This is a genomic window from Heyndrickxia camelliae, from assembly GCF_002844575.1.
Classification (GTDB): Bacteria; Bacillota; Bacilli; order Bacillales; family Bacillaceae_C; genus Margalitia; species Margalitia camelliae.
In genome coordinates this window covers 61,528-79,832 of record NZ_PIQO01000014.1, presented here as the reverse complement: position 1 = coordinate 79,832, position 18,305 = coordinate 61,528, and the positions used below count along the sequence as shown (strand labels likewise).

Annotated in this window: 19 protein-coding genes and 1 riboswitch; of the genes, 13 read left to right on the top strand and 6 right to left on the bottom strand. The window is 37.3% G+C overall.

All coding sequences use genetic code 11. The annotated features are described in order from the left end of the window. Positions 1-7: 7 nt before the first annotated feature. From CWO92_RS16855 to CWO92_RS16845, 3 genes are all read right to left on the bottom strand, one after another. Positions 8-1,330 (bottom strand): (Fe-S)-binding protein, encoded by a 1,323-nt coding sequence (locus tag CWO92_RS16855; RefSeq protein WP_101355375.1) that lies wholly within the window; start codon positions 1,328-1,330, stop codon positions 8-10. After that, entirely contained in the window at positions 1,327-2,739 is a 1,413-nt protein-coding gene (gene glcD / locus CWO92_RS16850; protein WP_101355374.1) for a glycolate oxidase subunit GlcD, read from the bottom strand. Before glcD ends, CWO92_RS16855 begins: the two co-directional genes overlap by 4 nt. Before the next feature lie 98 nt (positions 2,740-2,837). Beyond that, the gene (locus CWO92_RS16845; protein ID WP_101355373.1) at positions 2,838-3,929 is read right to left on the bottom strand and encodes a CdaR family transcriptional regulator; all 1,092 of its coding nucleotides are present in this window, start codon (positions 3,927-3,929) and stop codon (positions 2,838-2,840) included. Between the two features lie 197 nt (positions 3,930-4,126). Between CWO92_RS16845 and CWO92_RS25495 the strand changes: the two genes are divergently transcribed. Continuing rightward, positions 4,127-4,309 carry a hypothetical protein gene (locus tag CWO92_RS25495; protein ID WP_165786697.1) on the top strand — a complete coding sequence of 61 codons (183 nt, stop codon included), beginning with the start codon at positions 4,127-4,129 and terminating at the stop codon, positions 4,307-4,309. 308 nt (positions 4,310-4,617) lie between these two features. On the opposite strand, the gene CWO92_RS16830 is transcribed toward CWO92_RS25495, so the two are convergent. The 3 genes from CWO92_RS16830 to CWO92_RS16820 are packed head-to-tail and all read right to left on the bottom strand — an operon-like array spanning position 4,618 to position 5,415. Beyond that, positions 4,618-4,953 carry a spore coat protein gene (locus CWO92_RS16830; RefSeq protein ID WP_101355370.1) on the bottom strand — a complete coding sequence of 112 codons (336 nt, stop codon included), beginning with the start codon at positions 4,951-4,953 and terminating at the stop codon, positions 4,618-4,620. A 19-nt stretch (positions 4,954-4,972) separates the two neighbouring features. Further along, a complete protein-coding gene (locus tag CWO92_RS16825) occupies positions 4,973-5,260 on the bottom strand; it encodes a hypothetical protein (RefSeq protein ID WP_101355369.1) in 288 nt (95 codons plus the stop codon). 20 nt (positions 5,261-5,280) lie between these two features. Further along, a complete protein-coding gene (locus tag CWO92_RS16820; protein WP_101355417.1) occupies positions 5,281-5,415 on the bottom strand; it encodes a YuzL family protein in 135 nt (44 codons plus the stop codon). 296 nt (positions 5,416-5,711) lie between these two features. Here CWO92_RS16820 and CWO92_RS16815 point away from each other — a divergent pair, with 296 nt between their 5' ends. From CWO92_RS16815 to sufC, 12 genes are all read left to right on the top strand, one after another. Next, positions 5,712-8,096 carry a 3-hydroxyacyl-CoA dehydrogenase/enoyl-CoA hydratase family protein gene (locus CWO92_RS16815; protein WP_268877600.1) on the top strand — a complete coding sequence of 795 codons (2,385 nt, stop codon included), beginning with the start codon at positions 5,712-5,714 and terminating at the stop codon, positions 8,094-8,096. 83 nt (positions 8,097-8,179) lie between these two features. After that, on the top strand, positions 8,180-9,358 hold the full coding sequence (locus CWO92_RS16810; RefSeq protein WP_101355367.1) for an acetyl-CoA C-acetyltransferase: 1,179 nt from the start codon (positions 8,180-8,182) through the stop codon (positions 9,356-9,358). Between the two features lie 116 nt (positions 9,359-9,474). Further along, positions 9,475-11,259 (top strand): acyl-CoA dehydrogenase FadE, encoded by a 1,785-nt coding sequence (locus CWO92_RS16805; protein ID WP_101355366.1) that lies wholly within the window; start codon positions 9,475-9,477, stop codon positions 11,257-11,259. A 539-nt stretch (positions 11,260-11,798) separates the two neighbouring features. Further along, positions 11,799-12,155 (top strand): arsenate reductase family protein, encoded by a 357-nt coding sequence (locus tag CWO92_RS16800; protein ID WP_101355365.1) that lies wholly within the window; start codon positions 11,799-11,801, stop codon positions 12,153-12,155. A gap of 162 nt (positions 12,156-12,317) precedes the next feature. Continuing rightward, the gene (gcvH, locus tag CWO92_RS16795) at positions 12,318-12,701 is read left to right on the top strand and encodes a glycine cleavage system protein GcvH (protein ID WP_101355364.1); all 384 of its coding nucleotides are present in this window, start codon (positions 12,318-12,320) and stop codon (positions 12,699-12,701) included. A 53-nt stretch (positions 12,702-12,754) separates the two neighbouring features. Further along, on the top strand, positions 12,755-13,081 hold the full coding sequence (locus tag CWO92_RS16790) for a thioredoxin family protein (RefSeq protein WP_101355363.1): 327 nt from the start codon (positions 12,755-12,757) through the stop codon (positions 13,079-13,081). Between the two features lie 188 nt (positions 13,082-13,269). After that, complete coding sequence (locus tag CWO92_RS16785) at positions 13,270-13,629, top strand: hypothetical protein (RefSeq protein WP_101355362.1); 360 nt, start codon at positions 13,270-13,272, stop codon at positions 13,627-13,629. A gap of 118 nt (positions 13,630-13,747) precedes the next feature. Continuing rightward, positions 13,748-13,864, top strand: a riboswitch (SAM riboswitch). Positions 13,865-14,176: 312 nt separating this feature from the next. Beyond that, positions 14,177-15,205 (top strand): methionine ABC transporter ATP-binding protein, encoded by a 1,029-nt coding sequence (locus tag CWO92_RS16780; protein WP_101355361.1) that lies wholly within the window; start codon positions 14,177-14,179, stop codon positions 15,203-15,205. Beyond that, entirely contained in the window at positions 15,198-15,866 is a 669-nt protein-coding gene (locus tag CWO92_RS16775; protein ID WP_101355360.1) for a methionine ABC transporter permease, read from the top strand. The genes CWO92_RS16780 and CWO92_RS16775 overlap by 8 nt, the downstream gene beginning before the upstream one ends. Positions 15,867-15,887: 21 nt before the next feature. Further along, positions 15,888-16,721 carry a MetQ/NlpA family ABC transporter substrate-binding protein gene (locus CWO92_RS16770; RefSeq protein ID WP_101355359.1) on the top strand — a complete coding sequence of 278 codons (834 nt, stop codon included), beginning with the start codon at positions 15,888-15,890 and terminating at the stop codon, positions 16,719-16,721. Between the two features lie 254 nt (positions 16,722-16,975). Beyond that, on the top strand, positions 16,976-17,137 hold the full coding sequence (locus CWO92_RS26755; protein ID WP_474994309.1) for a YuzK family famiily protein: 162 nt from the start codon (positions 16,976-16,978) through the stop codon (positions 17,135-17,137). 369 nt (positions 17,138-17,506) lie between these two features. After that, a complete protein-coding gene (gene sufC, locus CWO92_RS16765) occupies positions 17,507-18,292 on the top strand; it encodes a Fe-S cluster assembly ATPase SufC (protein ID WP_101355358.1) in 786 nt (261 codons plus the stop codon). Positions 18,293-18,305 lie beyond the last annotated feature (13 nt).

Below are 18,305 nucleotides of genomic sequence, written 5' to 3'. Positions count from 1 at the left end.
TCTTATCCTAGGAAGCTGCTTCGGCCAGTAGGTCCACTATATGGACAGCTTCCACTTTGCTTGATAATCCTTCTCTTTCAATACCAAGCTTCATTTGTAGCAAACAACCAGGATTTGCTGTCACAATGGTGGTTGCATTTGTGGCTTTGGCATTTTTCATTTTCGAGTCTAGAATCTTCATCGACATTTCGGATTCAACAATATTATATATTCCGGCTGAACCACAGCAGCTGTCTGCATTGTTCATTTCGCGATATTCTACACCTTTGATTGCTTTCAATAATGTTCTCGGCGCATCGGAAGTTTTCATGACATTCCGCAAATGGCAAGAGTCCTGATAGGTTACAACACGATGTGATAATCGTAACGGAACTTTACGATGAAACTCTAAGTCTACTAGAATTTGAGTAATATCTTTCAGCTTATTTTTAAATGCAATCGCACGCTTTTCCCATTGAGGGTCGTCCTTTAGTAAATGATCATAGTCAATTAAAAAGGCTCCACAGCCGCCAGCATTTGTAATGATATAATCTGCGTTTATATTTTCAAAGGCTTCAATATTTCGCTTTGCCATTTCTATTGCTTTTGTTTTTTCTCCGCTATGGCCGTGCAGTGCTCCACAACAAGCTTGTGATTTTGGAATGACAATTTCACAGCCTGCTAATTGAAGCAGTTTGATTGTTGCTTTATTTGTAGCTAAAAACATAGTATCCATCAGACAGCCGGAAAAGAAAGCAACTCTTGTTGTTTTTACACCATGAGCCGGTAAATACTCGGGTCTGTTTTTCATTTCTTTTATAGTTGGCACCTTCGGCAACACTTTCTCCATGGTTGCCATGCTCTCAGGGAACAGCTTCATAAACCCAATTTTCCTAGTCATCTTTTGTAATCCGGACCGCTGATAAAACCCTAATAAACCAGTCACGGTTTGCATTCGGTTTTGATGTGGAAAAAGTCCTTCAAAAACAGCTTTTCGAATACTTTGTACTGGAATAGAATGCTTTTTGTTTTGATGAATAATATCTCTTGCTTCTTCCAGTAAATGACCGTATTTTACACCGGAAGGACAAACAGGCTCACAAGCCCGGCATCCTAAGCACAGGCTTAAAGATCGTTCTACATCCTCATCCGGTTCAATGATTCCATCCTTTACAGCTTTCATTAAGGCAATTCTACCCCGCGGAGAATGGATTTCCTGGAATCCGGATTCAATGTAAGTTGGACATGTAGGAAGGCAAAAACCGCATCTCATACAGTTTAGTAATTCATCCTCATCCATCCTTTCGGCAAATTGCTTTGCTATCATTGCTTGCTCGTTTACCGTTGTCATTTTGTCACCACCAAGCGTTTCCTACTCTCTTTCGCAAAAACCTTGCCAGGGTTCATAATATTGTTTGGATCGAAACTATCTTTGATTGCCTTCATCGCAGCAATTCCGGCTTTTCCTAGTTTCCATTCAAGATAAGGGGCTTTCATGGCTCCAACTCCATGTTCCCCGGTAATCGTACCTCCGAGTTCTATTGCTTTAGCAAAAATTTCTGCAAAAGCTTGTTCGACCCTTTCAATCTCGTCGCGATCGCGGATATCGGTAGGACATGTAGGATGGAGGTTGCCGTCCCCTGCATGACCGAAAGTTGCAATCCTGACATTATATTTATCAGCAATTTCATTGATAGCGCGGACCATATTCGCAATTTCAGATCTCGGGACTGTCGCATCCTCTAAAATAGTCGTTGGTTTTAATCTTGCCAAAGCAGAAAGCGCAGCACGTCTTGCAGCAGTTAAATTTTCTGCTTCTTCATTAGTCTTAGCAATTTGCACAGACTCCGCTAATTCTTCCTGACAGATTTCCGCTATTCTTTTCATATCCCGTTCTACAATTTCAGGAGAACCATCTTGCTCTATTAAAAGAACAGCCTTCACATTAGTTGGTAAACCAATTTTAGCGTAGTCCTCCACCGCAACTAATGTCGGTTGGTCTAAAAACTCAAGGGTTGCGGGAATAATCCTATTGGCGATAATTCTTGATACAGTTCTTGCAGCAGCTTCCATATCCTGATACAGTGCCAGCATCGTTTTCTTTGTTTCCGGCATTGGAATCAGTTTAAGTGTAGCTTCCGTGATGATACCAAGTGTACCTTCCGATCCAACAAATAGCCTTGTTAAATCATAACCAGCAACATCCTTCGCAAGCTTGCCGCCCGTTCGTATGATATCTCCATTAGGAAGAACAATTTCTAATGCCAAGACATAGTCACGGGTAACTCCATATTTTAGACCTCTTAGTCCACCTGAGTTCTCATTTAAGTTCCCCCCAATTGTTGAAATTTTCATCGAGCTAGGATCTGGGGGATAGAAAAGCCCTGCAGCCTCTACCGTCTTGGTCAAGTCAAGCGTAATAACACCTGGTTGAACGGTAACAGCAAGATTTTCTTCATCCAGCTCCAGAATTTTATTCATATGTTTGAATAAAATCACAATCCCTCCCTCTGTCGGACAAGTACCTGCACTGAGATTCGTACCAGACCCGCGTGGAACGATAGGAATTTTATATTCGTTGCATAGTTTTACGATTTGCGATACTTCCTTTGTATTTCGAGGTGCCACAATCATATCTGGCATAGATTGAAATTGCGGTGTGGCATCATAGGAATATACTAGTCTACCAGCCTTTGAATCATCGACGTTATCTTCTCCAACAATGGAAACGAAAGCATCTTTTAGAGTGGAAGTAATCAAGAAAACACACCTCCCGTAATATTTATTGATTTAAGTATAAAAAAAGCGAGGAATCCTCGCTATGTATATTTGAACAAAAAAAATGTAAAATTGACTTTCTAATTTGTATTATTATCTAAAATCTGTAAACATAAGTAAAGAATTGTTTGATCTCTTGGTTTTTTAGGATTTAAACCAGTTAATTCCTCCGCCTTTTTTAGCCTGTAATGTAAGGTATTAATATGTATATGCAGATGATTAGCGGTTTCTTTAATAGAATAGTCATATTGAAAATATGCTTTTATAGTATCAAGAAGTTCGTGCTCCTTTAATATTGGTTTAAGTGTGCGTTCTACAAATAACATCTTTGTCTCCATTCGCATATCATCCATAATCATCTCTAAAGTGAGGTCATCATCGAATGCAATCCAATCTTTTTCCTTTACAGAACGGAGAGCGCGTTCAGCTTGTAAAAATGTCTTTTTTAAATCCTTCGCGGATACAATATTCCCCACTCCAAAAATAAGTTCTTCTTTCATTTTTGTTTTTAAAAGGTTCAGTTTTTGTTTTAGCTGTTTCTTCTCAAGCGGCTTGTTTGCATCGAGTAATAATAAGAAGCGATCTTGCCCCCATCTTACCATTACATCTTTATTTTCTAAGGTATTCTGCCACTTTTTAATGAATGGTTCGCTTGTTAGCTGATTTTGCAGAACCTTGACCATAACTAATTGTCTAGGTACAGTTAAATCAATTCCAAGTCTTTCCCCACGATTGATAAAAGTGGAATCCCATTCTCGAAGCTCCAGCCAATCAAAAACAAATGTCTCCATTGCCCGAATATGTCGACTTGTTTCCTCCATATAGATGTTTTCTTTAATCAGAAGTTCGGTCATCTTTTTTAATAATTCCCCATACTGTGACACTGCTTCCGGACTCCCAGTAATTCCAATGACACCAACTACATTATCTCCAGAAAAAATAGGCAAATTGATGCCAGCCTTCACTCCTGTTAGCTTTTTTTCATCTTCTTGTGTGATAATCAGCTTCCTTTCAGTTCGACAGGTTATTAAAGCGCCTTCATGAAACTGACCAATTCTCGTGTAATTGGTTGCAGCAATAATAATTCCGTTCGTATCCATTAGGACTATCTCTTCATTTAATAATTTGCGAACTTCTTGAACTATCTTTTTAGCTAAACTAGCTTGTAACAAAATTGGCACCTCGTCTTGCAGTTTACTTTACTCCTATTATAGATGAAATATTTGTTAAAAGCATAAAAGGTTGAGTATCTAAATTTGCTTGAAAGTTTCTCGTGGCCATAGAAAAAAACGAGAAACTTTGTTTTCGCCCGGTTAATTTTTTTTACTTCATGATCTTGAATGTAACCTTTATTACAGAAAGGTAGAATGTGCCCGAAGTTGTTGGAAAGGCAAAAGAACGGGCACAATCAGGGAAGGAAAGAGCCCGAAGCAGTTGGAAAGAGATAAGAACGGGCAAATTGCGCGAAGGAAAGAGCCCGAAGTTGTTGGAAAGGCAAAAGAACGGGCACAATCAGGGAAGGAAAGAGCCCGAAGCAGTTGGAAAGAGATAAGAACGGGCAAATTGCGCGAAGGAAAGAGCCCGAAGTTGTTGGAAAGGCAAAAGAACGGGCACAATCAGGGAAGGAAAGAGCCCGAAGCAGTTGGAAAGAGATAAGAACGGGCAAATTGCGCGAAGGAAAGAGCCCGAAGTTGTTGGAAAGGCAAAAGAACGGGCACAATCAGTGAAGGAAAGAGCCCGAAGTTGTTGGAAAGACAAAAGAACGGGCACAATCAACGAAGGAAAGTGCCCGAAGTTACAGGAAAGACAAAAAATCGGTCATATTCAATACTTGTTCCTATCATCTAATAATTCTCTACTCTAATGCATTTGATTTCCATATGGGAATTGCGAAGAATATTGCTGATGCTGCTGATAAGATTGCTGCATTTTTTGTTGATCTGCTTCTTCAAGCTTATACCAGCCTTTGCGAAACATGATATTATAGAGCTCGCGCTGCTCATTTTGAGTTTCGTTAAAAATAGATAATAAATCTTGATAAAGACCTTGGTGACTTGCTTCGTTTAATGCATTGTTATAAGAAGCAGTCATATATTTCTCCATTGATAATAAATCATTTGCAAAGTCACGGTCATTCATTTGTGGTGTTTTTGGAACTTGCGTTTGTGGATTCTGTATACCTTCTTGGTTTTGCATAGTAGAACACCTCCTATAATTACATCATTGGTTGATTTTGTTGAATGGATTGGTTGGCTTGCTGCAAATGGTGCTGAAGATGACCGAGAATTTGACTATAGTGACGTTGGTGCATCTCTCCACATTTTTCACAAGCAGCTTTTATTTCTTGATCTTGACAATGCTCAGCTGCAAAATGTGCTTTTTTCATGGCAAGCAAATTCCAAGCTAACATGTCGTCAATATAAGACAAATCCTTCGTAGAAATAATGCTTGGTGGCTGGTTCATTGACGTTTGCTGATTTTGTTGTTGATATGGCTGCTGCATAGCAATACCTCCTTTAATGGTTAACGTTTTTTATATTGGTTATTTTGACTATTTACTTTTCCGCCGCCATCCCCTTCAACCGTAGGACCTGCATTTCCTTTTACACTTGCTGCACTTACACCAGCCTTGGATGGATTTTTCTTAAGTCTTGCCATCGCCAATATCACCTCCAAATGCGTTTCTAAAAATTAGAATTCCCATTAACATCTTTAATATGACTTAAATGTCATTTCATTAGGCGAAGTGAAATGATAAAAGAAAGAGGGATATCTTAGAAGATTGCTTATTGTCTGATCCATAATTAAAATTTATAAATTTTTTGAGAATTAATTATTGATGGAATTTGAATATTCATTTATATTAGAAGTAGTAAAACTCATTCGCGAGATATTTTTTTGGCAGTAAAATGAATGAGTATTCATTCAAAGTATCGTCGAAGGGGGAAATATCATTGGGTTACAGTATTAAAAAAGCAGCTGTTTTAGGATCTGGTGTAATGGGCTCAGGCATTGCTGCTCATTTGGCGAATATCGGGATTCCGACATTATTGTTGGATATTGTACCGAAAGAACTAACGAATGATGAGGCCGCTAAGGGTTTAACATTAGAGGATAAAGCAGTTCGAAATCGATTTGCAAATAATGCGGTGCAAAAACTATTGAAACAAAAACCAGCTCCATTAACTACAAAGGACAGTCTAACATTGATCGAGACAGGCAATATGGAAGATGACATAGCAAAGCTTTCAGAAGTAGACTGGATCATTGAAGTAGTTGTGGAAAACTTGAATGTAAAAAAGATCGTATTTGAACAAGTAGATAAATATCGTAAGCAGGGTACTATCGTAAGCTCTAATACATCAGGAATTTCTGTTGAAGCAATGGCGGAGGGCCGTTCCGAGGATTTTAAAAAGCATTTCTTAGGTACGCACTTTTTTAATCCGCCGAGATACCTAAAGCTGTTAGAAGTTATACCAACCAAAAATACAGATGCAAAAGTTCTAGAGTTTATGAAAACTTTTGGTGAAGATGTTCTTGGCAAAGGTGTTGTAGTTGCAAAAGATACACCTAACTTTATTGGAAACCGGATTGGAACTTATGGTCTTTTAATAACGGTTCAAGAGATGCTCAAAAGTGGATACAGCATCGGTGAAGTAGACTCTGTAACGGGTCCACTACTAGGAAGACCGAAAAGTGCAACGTTCCGTACTCTTGATGTGGTAGGGTTGGATACATTCATCCATGTGGCAAATAACGTATATGAACAAGTGGAAGGAAAAGAAAAGGAAGTATTTGCAGTACCTGATTTCATGAAAAAAATGTTTGAAAAGGGTTGGTTAGGTAGTAAATCTGGCCAAGGTTTCTACTTGAAAAAAGGAAAAGAAATATTAGAACTTAATCCAGAAACCTTGGAATATGAAGAACGGAAGAAGTTAACTTCACCATCCTTACAAATGGCAAGTCAACAAAAAGGAACAGCCGCAAAAATGAAAGCGCTAATATATGCAAAGGACAAGGTTGGCAGCTTATTATGGAATATTATGGCTCCGGTCCTTGTGTACTCAGCAGAATTATTGGATGTGATTGCGGATGATATCGTTTCGATTGATAACGCCATGAAATGGGGATTTGGATGGAAGTTTGGTCCATTTGAAACTTGGGATGTAATTGGTGTTGAGAAATCGGTTCAGTTAATGGAAGAGTCAGGATTAATAGTTCCATTATGGGTAAAAGACATGCTGGAAAAAGGAATTAATTCTTTCTATAAAGAGGAAGACGGAGTTTCATTTTACTATCACAAAGGCGAATACAAACAAGTAAAGCGCAATCCTAAGATAATTGATTTAAGTCAATTGAAAAAACAAGGTAAATTAATCAAAAAGAATACTGGTGCAAGTCTAATTGATATTGGAGATGGGGTTGCATTATTAGAATTCCATTCCCCAAATAATGCAATTGGCCTTGATATTATTCAGATGATTAATTTTGCCGTCGATGAGGTCGACAAACATTATAAAGGGCTTGTCATCGGAAATCAAGGAAAGAACTTCTGTGTTGGTGCCAACTTAGCCTTAATGCTGATGGAAGCACAGGACGATAACTTCTTTGAATTAGATATGGTTGTGCGTCAGTTCCAAAATGCAATGATGAAAATTAAGTATAGTCCAAAACCAGTAGTAACAGCACCATTTGCGATGACATTAGGCGGTGGAGCCGAAGTTTGCCTTCCATCCGTACATATTCAAGCTACAATGGAAACCTATATGGGTCTTGTAGAAGTAGGGGTTGGTCTCCTTCCTGGAGGAGGCGGAAACAAAGAACTTTACATTAAGCACTTGAGAAATATGCCTAATGGTATTGAGTTTGATTTGCAAAAGGTTGCAAACAAAGTATTTGAAACGATTGCTATGGCGAAGGTCTCAACTTCTGGTGAAGAAGCACGCTTAAATAATTTCTTAAGTAAAGCAGACGGCATCAGTGTAAATGGCGATCATCAATTGTATGATGCGAAACAAGCTGTTCTAGCTCTTTATGCAAAAGGATATAAACCACCTGTTCGCAAAAAAATTCCAGTAGTCGGTGAAACAGGATATGCGACGCTTTTACTAGGTGCACAAGCAATGCATTTGTCAGGTTACATTTCTGAGCATGACATGAAGATAGCAAAGAAAATTGCATATGTGATTGCAGGTGGTAAGGTGCCATACGGAACAGAAGTAGATGAGCAATATCTGCTTGATTTAGAAAGGGAGGCGTTCCTAAGCTTAATTGCAGAAGGAAAGACACAGCAAAGAATGCAATATATGCTGGCAAAGGGAAAGCCATTGAGAAATTAACATAGTATTCTTCTAAATAATTGGACATATATTCGAAAGGTGATTTTATCTAGCAGTATATCGCCTGGAAAGAGGGGAAGAAAATGCGTGAAGCGGTCATTGTAGCTGGTGCAAGAACACCGGTTGGAAAGGCAAATAAAGGCACACTTGCCAATGTTCGTCCTGATGATTTAGGAGCATTGGTGGTCAAAGAGACATTAAAAAGGGCCGGAAACTATGAAGGAAATATAGATGATTTAATCATCGGGTGCGCGATGCCGGAAGCGGAACAAGGATTAAATATGGCCCGTAATATCGGAGCTCTTGCTGGGCTGCCAGATACAGTTCCAGCCGTAACCATTAATAGATATTGCTCTTCAGGGCTTCAAGCAATTGCATATGGGGCAGAACGAATTATGCTTGGAGCATCGGACACCATTTTAGCAGGCGGTGCGGAATCTATGAGTCTTGTACCGATGATGGGGCATGTGGTACGCCCTAATGCGACGCTGGCTGAAACAGCACCACAATATTATATGGGAATGGGTCATACTGCCGAACAAGTTGCAACAAAGTTCGGGGTTTCTCGTGAAGATCAAGACGCCTTTGCCGTTCGCAGTCATCAAAAGGCAGCGAAAGCAATTGCAGAGGGAAAATTTCAGGATGAGATTGTTCCTGTCGATGTGACGCTTCGTTCCGTCGATTCCAATCATAAATTAGTAGAAAAAAAGATTACATTTACACAAGATGAAGGGGTTCGGCCTGATTCAACCGTTGAAGTTTTAGGAAAGCTTCGTCCAGCTTTCTCCGTAACAGGAAGTGTTACTGCCGGAAATTCATCTCAAACAAGTGACGGAGCGGCTGCCGTACTATTAATGGATAATGAAAAAGCAAAATCATTGGGCTATAAACCAATGGCAAAATTCCGTTCCTTTGCAGTAGCGGGGGTTCCACCTGAAATCATGGGGATTGGTCCAGTTGAAGCGATTCCGAAAGCATTGAAAATTGCTGGATTAGAATTATCCGATATTGGTTTATTTGAATTAAACGAAGCATTTGCATCCCAATCCATTCAAGTGATTCGCAAACTCGGTCTAAATGAAGAGATTGTTAATGTTAACGGAGGAGCCATTGCTCTTGGACATCCGCTCGGCTGTACTGGAACCAAATTAACTCTTTCACTTATTCATGAAATGAAAAGACGCAACGTACAATTTGGAGTAGTAACGATGTGTATCGGTGGCGGTATGGGGGCAGCAGGAGTATTTGAACTTATTTCATAATGAAAAAGCAAATTCGGTAATGATTAAATAGCCCTAATTCATACGCACAAATGTATACGATTAGGCGTAAGAATGCCATCAATATTATGTTAAAGAATATTAAGGAGGAAATTACCATGACAAATCAAACCGAAAAATTGATTAAAGGCGGCAGCTTTTTAATTGAAGATATTTCTTATGAACGAATCTTTACACCGGAAGACTTTTCTGATGAGCAAAAAATGATTGCAAAAACGACGGAGGATTTTATTGATAATGAAGTATTGCCACAAGTAGAGTATTTAGAAAAACATGAGTTTGACCGTTCTGTCAAACTGTTAAAATCTGCTGGAGAACTTGGCTTATTAGGAGCAGATGTACCAGAAGAATACGGTGGTCTTGATCTCGACAAAGTAAGCTCTGCATTAATCGCTGAAAAAATGGCAAAGTCTGGTGGTTTCTCTATTTCCCATGGTGCCCATGTGGGAATCGGTTCACTTCCTATCGTATTATTCGGAAACGAAGAGCAAAAGCAAAAATATCTGCCTGCTCTGGCTACTGGTGAAAAAATTGCCGCTTATGCATTAACAGAGCCTAGTTCAGGATCCGATGCGCTTGGAGCAAAAACAGTGGCAAAATTGAATGATGCAGGTACTCATTACATTTTAAACGGTGAAAAGCAATGGATTACAAATGCCGGATTCGCAGATGTATTTGTTGTTTACGCAAAAATTGATGGCGATAAATTCTCCGCATTTATCGTGGAACGTGAATTTCCGGGTGTATCAACAGGCGCTGAAGAGAAAAAAATGGGTATAAAAAGTTCCTCTACACGAACTCTAATACTAGAAGATGCAGAGGTACCTGTCGAAAATCTATTAGGTGAAGTTGGGAAAGGACATAAAATTGCCTTTAATATCCTAAACATTGGCCGTTATAAGCTAGGAGTGGGTACAGTTGGTGGTGCAAAAAGTGCTTTTGAAATTACTGCAAAATATGCGAACCAACGTAAGCAATTTAAGACACCAATTTCTAATTTTAATTTAACAAAAGAAAAACTTGCAACAATGGCAGCGAAAATCTATGCGTCAGAAAGTTCTGTTTATAGGACAGTAGGACTTTTCGATGAAAGAATGAGCCAATTAACAGAGGAACAATCTAAAAACGGCTTAGAGGTTGCAAATTCCATTGCTGAATATGCAATAGAATGCTCCTTGAACAAAGTATTCGGATCTGAGGTCCTTGATTATGTAGTGGATGAAGGCGTACAAATTCATGGCGGATATGGTTTCATGGATGAGTATGAAATTTCAAGAGCTTACCGTGATTCCCGTATTAACCGTATTTTTGAAGGAACAAATGAAATCAACCGTCTAATTGTTCCTGGTACCTTCATGAAAAAGGCATTAAAGGGTGAATTACCTCTACTTCAAAAAGCACAAAGCTTACAAGAAGAGCTAATGATGATGATGCCTGAGGAAGTAGGCGATGCTCCATTAGACCAGGAAAAATATTTAACTCGCAATGCGAAAAAGGTTGCATTGATGATTGCAGGATTAGCGGCGCAGAAATATGGAACTGCTCTGGAGCAAGAACAAGAAATATTGGTGAATGTAGCAGATATTGTTTCCTTAACTTATTCTATGGAATCAACGGTACTTCGTACGGAAAAAGCACTTGTAAGAGATGGTGCAGATAAGTCTGAGCAGAAACTTCTGTATACCCAAATTTTTTGCCAAGAAGCCTTCAATGAAATTGAACAATTGGCGAAAGAATCGTTAGTAGCAATAGAAGAAGGCGATACATTAAGAATGATGTTATCAGCATTGCGAAAATTAACACGCCACAATCCTATTAATGTTATTGCGAAAAAACGTGAAGCTTCTGTCAAACTTATTGAAGCGGAGAAATACGTTCTTTAATAGAAATGAGCCAACTGATCTTTCGATTGGTTGGCTCATTTTTTTAATAAACGGGCATCCTAAGTAAGAATTATTTTCGTTTTGATGGCTCTACTGAAATTTACAATCCTATTGGTTCCTTGGATTAATGACTTCGGATAGATAGTACCATTCCTGCTGCGATAGTCATTATCTCTGGTATTTCATACATTTTTAGTAGTCAGTATATTATTTGACCGGCAGCCATCTTTTAAAGAAGAGCATTCTGATTTTCCAATAAACTTATGATCGCCGCTTGGAGAAGGTATATATAATTCGTTAAAAATCCAAGAATTCGGAAAAACCTTATCGTTTGTCTACTATTGATTTTGATCTATCAAATGATTATGGCTCCTATGTTAACATATGGTTATATGCAGGATTTTTATCGGGTAAAACGAAAATGGGTATAGAGTGTAAACTTATCATTTCCCTTTACAATAGAAGGTAAAATATAATAAATGTCGAATAGTATTATTACAGCATCGAATGAACGATCGATAAGAATAGGAGTGACATAGATGTCTTTGACTTTTTATTGGTATCCTAAATGCGGTACATGCCGTAAAGCTAAAAAATGGTTGGAAGAGCATAATGTTCCGTTTACGGAAGTACATATAGTTGAAACACCGCCCTCCAAACAAGAATTAGCAAAGTTATACCATTTAAGTGGAGTAGAGTTGAAAAAATTCTTTAATACAAGTGGTCAAAAATATCGTGAGCTTGGATTAAAGGATAAAATAAATAGTGCAACAGAGGATGAATTGCTTGATTTACTTGCATCTGAAGGTATGTTAATAAAGCGTCCACTAGTCACAGATGGAGAAAAAGTATCTATTGGATTTAAGGAAGAAGAATTTGCGCAAAAATGGCTATAAGAATATAGAATATCTTGATTTATACACAGCTTTTATGTAAATATAAACATGTTAAGCTACTAATCATGAGTCGATTATCGGCATAATGAGATAGGCTGGGTGAGTACATATTTATAGGATTTTCACCTTTTATTTTGAACATAATGATGGAGGGATTTTTCAATGAGTTTACCAAGTGAATTACGTTATTCAGAAGAGCATGAATGGGTGAAAGATGAAGGGGAAAATGTTCGCATTGGAATTACAGACTTTGCACAATCTGAACTAGGAGATATCGTTTTTGTAGAGCTTCCTGAAGTTGGAACAGAGGTACAAGTAAACGAACCATTCGGCAGTGTCGAATCTGTTAAAACAGTGTCAGAGCTTTATGCACCAATTAGCGGAAAAGTGGTTGCTGTGAACGAAGAATTAAATGACAGTCCTGAATTTGTAAATGAGTCTCCATATGAAAAGGCATGGATGATTGTTGTAGAACCGTCCAATAAGGAAGAACTAAATGAACTATTGACTGCAGAAAAATATCAAGAAATGATTAACGAAGAATAATAAAAAACACCTTGGTATATCCAAGGTGTTTTTCCATAGATAGGTGGTAAACAATGAAAGAGCAAACATATGAAGAATTCACTAAAATGATGGAAAATAAAGAAGATAACTTTACCCTCTACTTATATACTCCGTTATGTGGAACGTGCCAGGTTGCAGGAAAAATCTTAAGTATAACAGAAGAACTATTCCCATCCCTGCATATGTTTAAAATGGATTTAAATTACTCTCCGAAACTTGCAGAGGATTTTCAGGTTGAAAGCGTCCCTTGCTTACTTTTATTCCAAAATGGACAGTTAAAGGAAAGAGTCTATGCTTTTCACTCTGTTCCTTTTATATATGAAAAATTGAATTCGTTTTATAATAGAGAATCTAATTAACAATAATTTATACCGATGTTAGCTAAATAATTACATATTTCTTGGGAAATAGCTGAGACAACCGTCATAAATTGATGATAGTTGTCCTTTTTTGTTCTTAAGTGCGAAAGTTGCAGATAAATATTGGGAGGAATTATTCCGGAGCATAAAGTATTTTACAATTAAATAAATGATTGAGGATGATTTTAATGGAAGCCTGTATAAGTAAATTAAAATACCATTTTATTGCTAGAAGTCATCTACATACTTTACTGCCAAGTGAGCCTTTTACCTTTTGTATATGTACAGAAAAGGATTCATGGATTATACAATTATCCAAAGATGGCTTTTCCTATGAAAAGTCCAATCAAGCAGATGAAATAGCTACAAAAATTATCACTGTATCATCTGTTGCGTTTGAACTTTTAAAAGGAAAAGTGCGATTATCCAAATTGAAAAAATATAATGATATTGTTTATGAGGGATCTTTTCGGCACTTCCTCTTATTAGAATCGATTTTATGGCTTTGTCGGGATTATGAGAAGGGAATGGAAGCGATTTCTGTGTAAATGTTTAATAAAAAGATTTACTTAACAATATTTTTCCTTTGACATGATGAATTAATGCATGATAAAATCACTATCGTAATTAATTAAATGAATTTAATTTCAATTGAATAAATGTGTGCTCTTATCAAGAGAGGTGGAGGGATGTGCCCTATGAAACCCGGCAACCATCAGCGACTAACTGAAATGGTGCCAATTCACACAAAACAATGATAGATATTGTTTTGGAAGATGAGAGAAAGGATATTTGTTAATACGTGCCTTTCTGCTCGCCTGCGGAAAGGCATTTTTAATTTTTTTAAAAAAAAGAAGAAATTTAAACTTATGGACGAACTTTTTGAAAAGTTGTCTACGTCTAGTTTCAGCATCTACGGATTTCTCTGTCTCTTCCCTAAGATAAGTCAACATCAGCTAGTGTGTATTCCTTATCTCAGGCGAAGACTACGAAGGTGAAATAATATTACAAATTTCATAGATCCGTACCCCCAATGAGCAAGGCGCTTTTGTATTTGTTCTATTGGGACAATCGAGAAAAAAGAAGGTGAAGAATTTGATCACGATTCAACAAGTGAAAAAACAGTTCAAAACTAAAAATAAAGTGGTAACAGCTGTTGATAATATCGATTTACAAATTAATGAAGGGGAAATTTTCGGGGTCATCGGATATTCAGGAGCTGGAAAAAGTACGCTTATCCGAATGTTAAATGGGTTAGAACTTCCAACGTCTGGTGTAGTACAAGTCGCGGGACAGGAGATTTCAAAAATTAAGGGAAAAGCCTTACGAAAAGCAAGACAAGATATCGCAATGATTTTTCAGCATTTTAATCTATTATGGTCTCGCACAGTTCGTGAAAATATTGCTTTTCCATTAGAAATTGCCCGCGTACCAAAAAACGAACGTATGAAAAGAGTGGATGAGCTGATAAAGCTCGTTGGGCTTGAGGGAAGAGAAAATGCCTATCCATCCCAGTTAAGTGGAGGACAAAAGCAAAGAGTAGGGATTGCTCGTGCCTTAGCCAATAATCCGAAAGTTCTTCTTTGTGATGAGGCTACTTCAGCTCTTGACCCACAAACAACGGATTCGATATTAGATTTATTAGTAGATATCAATAAACAATTGGGACTAACCATTGTATTAATTACACATGAAATGCACGTCATTCGAAAAATTTGCCATCGGGTTGCAGTAATGGAAAATGGAAAGATAGTAGAGACAGGGCCGGTTTTAGAAGTCTTTAAAAACCCTAAGCAGAAAATTACAAAACGCTTTGTCAGCCAAGTATCTGATCAAGAAGATGCAAATGAAGTAGTATCTCATTTACTTCGAAAGTATCCTGATGGTCAAGTGATAAAGCTAACATTTATCGGCGCTGGTGTTGAACAACCTGTTATTACCGATTTAATTCGGAAGTTTCCATTGACTGTGAATATTCTTCAAGGAACTATTTCGCAAACACAAAATGGATCCTATGGAACGCTTTTCCTTCATTTAGTTGGGAAAGAAACAGAAATGAATAACGCAGTAAATTACTTGAAAGAACAGCAGGTTGGAGTGGAGGTGCTACAAGCAAATGATTGAAAAATTATTTCCGGATGTTGTTTGGCAAGATATGTGGGACGCTACAAAAGAAACACTTTACATGTCCTTTTGGTCAGTTCTTGCAACATTTATTCTTGGTATCATATTAGGATTATTATTATTCTTAACAGCTAAAGGAAACATATGGGAAAATTGTTTCATCAATTCCATTATTGGTGCGGTTGTAAATATATTCCGGTCTATTCCATTTATTATTTTAATTGTATTATTAATTCCTTTTACAAAAATAATAGTAGGAACGATCATTGGAGAAGATGCTGCATTGCCAGCACTGATTGTCGGTACTGCTCCTTTTTATGCAAGACTTGTAGAAATTGGACTCCGCGAAATTGACAAAGGTGTTATAGAGGCAGCCAAATCAATGGGAGCTACTACTACAACTATTATATTTAAAGTTCTATTACCTGAATCTATGCCTGCAATTGTTTCAGGTATAACGGTAACGGCCATTGCAATTGTTGGATATACGGCTATGGCCGGGGCAGTAGGTGCAGGTGGGTTAGGAAACGTTGCATATATGGATGGGTTTGAAAGAGGCCGTACAAATGTAACGGTTGTTGCAACAGTACTTGTATTAATTATTGTGTTTATCATCCAATTTATTGGAGATTTTATAACAAAAAAATTAGATAAACGTTAAATTTATTAGGAGGTTTTAGTAATGAAAAAATGGTTAGGTATTTTCATAGCTTCTTTATTAATTGTTTCACTAGCTGCATGCGGCTCGAAAAATTCATCTAGTAATAGCGATAGCAAACTTACAAAATTAGTTGTAGGTGCGTCAAATACACCTCATGCTGTAATTCTAGAAAAAGCAAAGCCGATTTTGAAGAAAAAAGGCATTGATTTGCAAATTGAAAAGTATACAGATTATGTAATACCAAATAAAGCATTAGATTCTGGTGAACTCGATGCAAACTATTTTCAGCATATTCCTTATTTAGAACAACAAATGAAAGACAATGGCTATAAATTTGCAAATGCTGGTGGAATTCACATTGAGCCGATGGGAATCTATTCAAAAAAATATAAATCACTAAAAGACCTTCCAAATGGAGCAAAAATTTTAATGAGTAATTCTGTAGCAGACCACGGAAGAATTCTATCTTTATTTGAAGCAAATGGGCTAATAAAACTTAAGCCAGGTGTCGATAAAACAAAAGCAACTATTAAAGATATTGTAGATAATCCAAAACATCTTAAATTCGACTATAAATATGATCCTGCATACTTAACAACCGCTTATAAACATGGTGAAGGCGATGCAGTAGTTATTAATTCTAACTTTGCAATTGATGTAGGTTTAAATCCTCTTAAAGATTCTATTGCTATTGAAGGAAAGAATTCACCATATGTGAATGTAATTGCAGTTCGCAAAGGTGACGAAAATAAAAAAGCAATCAAAACGCTAGTGGACGTATTACACTCAAAAGAAATTCAAGACTTCATCTTAAAAGAATGGAAAGGTGCAGTTGTACCTGTATCCGCAAAATAATACATGATCAGTTAATGCTCCGGGTTGCCCCGGGGCATTTTTTGCATACAATCCACCTTATTGGAGTATTTAGAACAATTTTTAAGAATACCTTCTATATAATATTTGTTATGGAGCCGCAGAAGTGATTAGTGTAGATAATGGAAGAAAATCAACTTTGTTTTATCATGTTTTTCTTGTTACCATGAAAAATGTAAATAAAAAGAAGGGATTGGTTCATTATTAACTCTCTTAAAATCAAGTACACAACTGACATGGAAAAAGCATTGCACAGTGCACATGGTGTAGGTTATGAAGTGTACAAGCGAAAGCATGGAGTAAGGATGCAAATTGAGAAAAAAAGAGAGAGGGAATATATTAACTCCCAACGAATTGTAGCAGACCTTGGTCGTAAATTAACTACTGGAATAAATTAATGAAAGAAAGCCGGCATTCTTAGCGCCGGCTTTCTTGTGGCTATATTTGTATCGGTTATGGCTTTGTGTATTGAAGATACTATCCTAGGTAAGCTTTAATTTTAGGCCATCTTTTTACGTAAAAGAAGTTTAATCGAAAGTGGAATGACGAACTTATTATGATTACAAATTTACATAACAATAATGTTCAAGAAAAGAGCTTTTGATTACGTAAAACATACGTGGTAAATTAGATGTTGTGAGTAATATACTACAATATTTTTTAATCATCGTTCTTGGTTGTTTTTACTTTTAATTTGTTATAAGATTAGAATGAGAATAGATTGAGAATGAGATGTAGAAATTTTTATATACAACGGAGGTATAATCATGGCAGGTTCAACGTTAATTATTAAGGATCTTCATGTTGAAATTGAAGGGAAAGAAATCTTAAAAGGTGTAAATTTAGAGATTAAAGGCGGAGAAATCCATGCAATCATGGGTCCGAATGGTACTGGTAAATCCACTTTATCATCTGCGATAATGGGTCATCCTAAATATGAAGTCACACAAGGCTCCATCACTTTAGATGGCGAAAATGTTTTGGAAATGGAAGTAGATGAGCGCGCACGTGCAGGTCTTTTCTTAGCGATGCAATATCCAAGCGAAATCGCTGGGGTAACAAATGCTGACTTTTTACGTTCTGCAATCAATGCACGTCGTGGAGAAGGCAATGAAATTTCTTTGATGAAATTTATTCGTGAGTTGGATAAAAAAATGGAATTTCTAGAAATGGATCCGGATATGGCACAACGTTATTTAAATGAAGGATTTTCAGGCGGAGAGAAAAAACGCAATGAAATTCTTCAATTGATGATGCTTGAGCCAAAACTAGCTATTCTTGATGAGATTGACTCTGGATTAGATATCGATGCCTTGAAAGTAGTATCAAAAGGTATCAACGAAATGAGAAGCAGTGAGTTTGGTTGTCTAATCATCACTCACTACCAACGTTTACTTAACTATATAACTCCTGACTTTGTTCATGTTATGATGCAAGGCCGTGTTGTAAAATCCGGCGGTCCTGAATTGGCTCAGCGCCTAGAAGCAGAAGGATACGATTGGATTAAGCATGAATTAGGTATTGAAGACGAAACTGTTGGCCAAGAAGCTTAAGGTTAGGAGGATT

Coding starts and splice junctions, on each gene's coding strand:
- CWO92_RS16855 (WP_101355375.1), bottom strand. CDS start 1,330: ATGACAACGGTAAACGAGCAAGCAATGATAGCAAAGCAATTTGCCGAA.
- CWO92_RS16830 (WP_101355370.1), bottom strand. CDS start 4,953: ATGCAAAACCAAGAAGGTATACAGAATCCACAAACGCAAGTTCCAAAA.
- CWO92_RS16825 (WP_101355369.1), bottom strand. CDS start 5,260: ATGCAGCAGCCATATCAACAACAAAATCAGCAAACGTCAATGAACCAG.
- CWO92_RS16820 (WP_101355417.1), bottom strand. CDS start 5,415: ATGGCAAGACTTAAGAAAAATCCATCCAAGGCTGGTGTAAGTGCAGCA.
- CWO92_RS16810 (WP_101355367.1), top strand. CDS start 8,180: ATGCGTGAAGCGGTCATTGTAGCTGGTGCAAGAACACCGGTTGGAAAG.
- CWO92_RS16805 (WP_101355366.1), top strand. CDS start 9,475: ATGACAAATCAAACCGAAAAATTGATTAAAGGCGGCAGCTTTTTAATT.
- CWO92_RS16800 (WP_101355365.1), top strand. CDS start 11,799: ATGTCTTTGACTTTTTATTGGTATCCTAAATGCGGTACATGCCGTAAA.
- gcvH (WP_101355364.1), top strand. CDS start 12,318: ATGAGTTTACCAAGTGAATTACGTTATTCAGAAGAGCATGAATGGGTG.
- CWO92_RS16790 (WP_101355363.1), top strand. CDS start 12,755: ATGAAAGAGCAAACATATGAAGAATTCACTAAAATGATGGAAAATAAA.
- CWO92_RS16785 (WP_101355362.1), top strand. CDS start 13,270: ATGGAAGCCTGTATAAGTAAATTAAAATACCATTTTATTGCTAGAAGT.
- CWO92_RS16775 (WP_101355360.1), top strand. CDS start 15,198: ATGATTGAAAAATTATTTCCGGATGTTGTTTGGCAAGATATGTGGGAC.
- CWO92_RS16770 (WP_101355359.1), top strand. CDS start 15,888: ATGAAAAAATGGTTAGGTATTTTCATAGCTTCTTTATTAATTGTTTCA.
- CWO92_RS26755 (WP_474994309.1), top strand. CDS start 16,976: ATGGAAAAAGCATTGCACAGTGCACATGGTGTAGGTTATGAAGTGTAC.
- sufC (WP_101355358.1), top strand. CDS start 17,507: ATGGCAGGTTCAACGTTAATTATTAAGGATCTTCATGTTGAAATTGAA.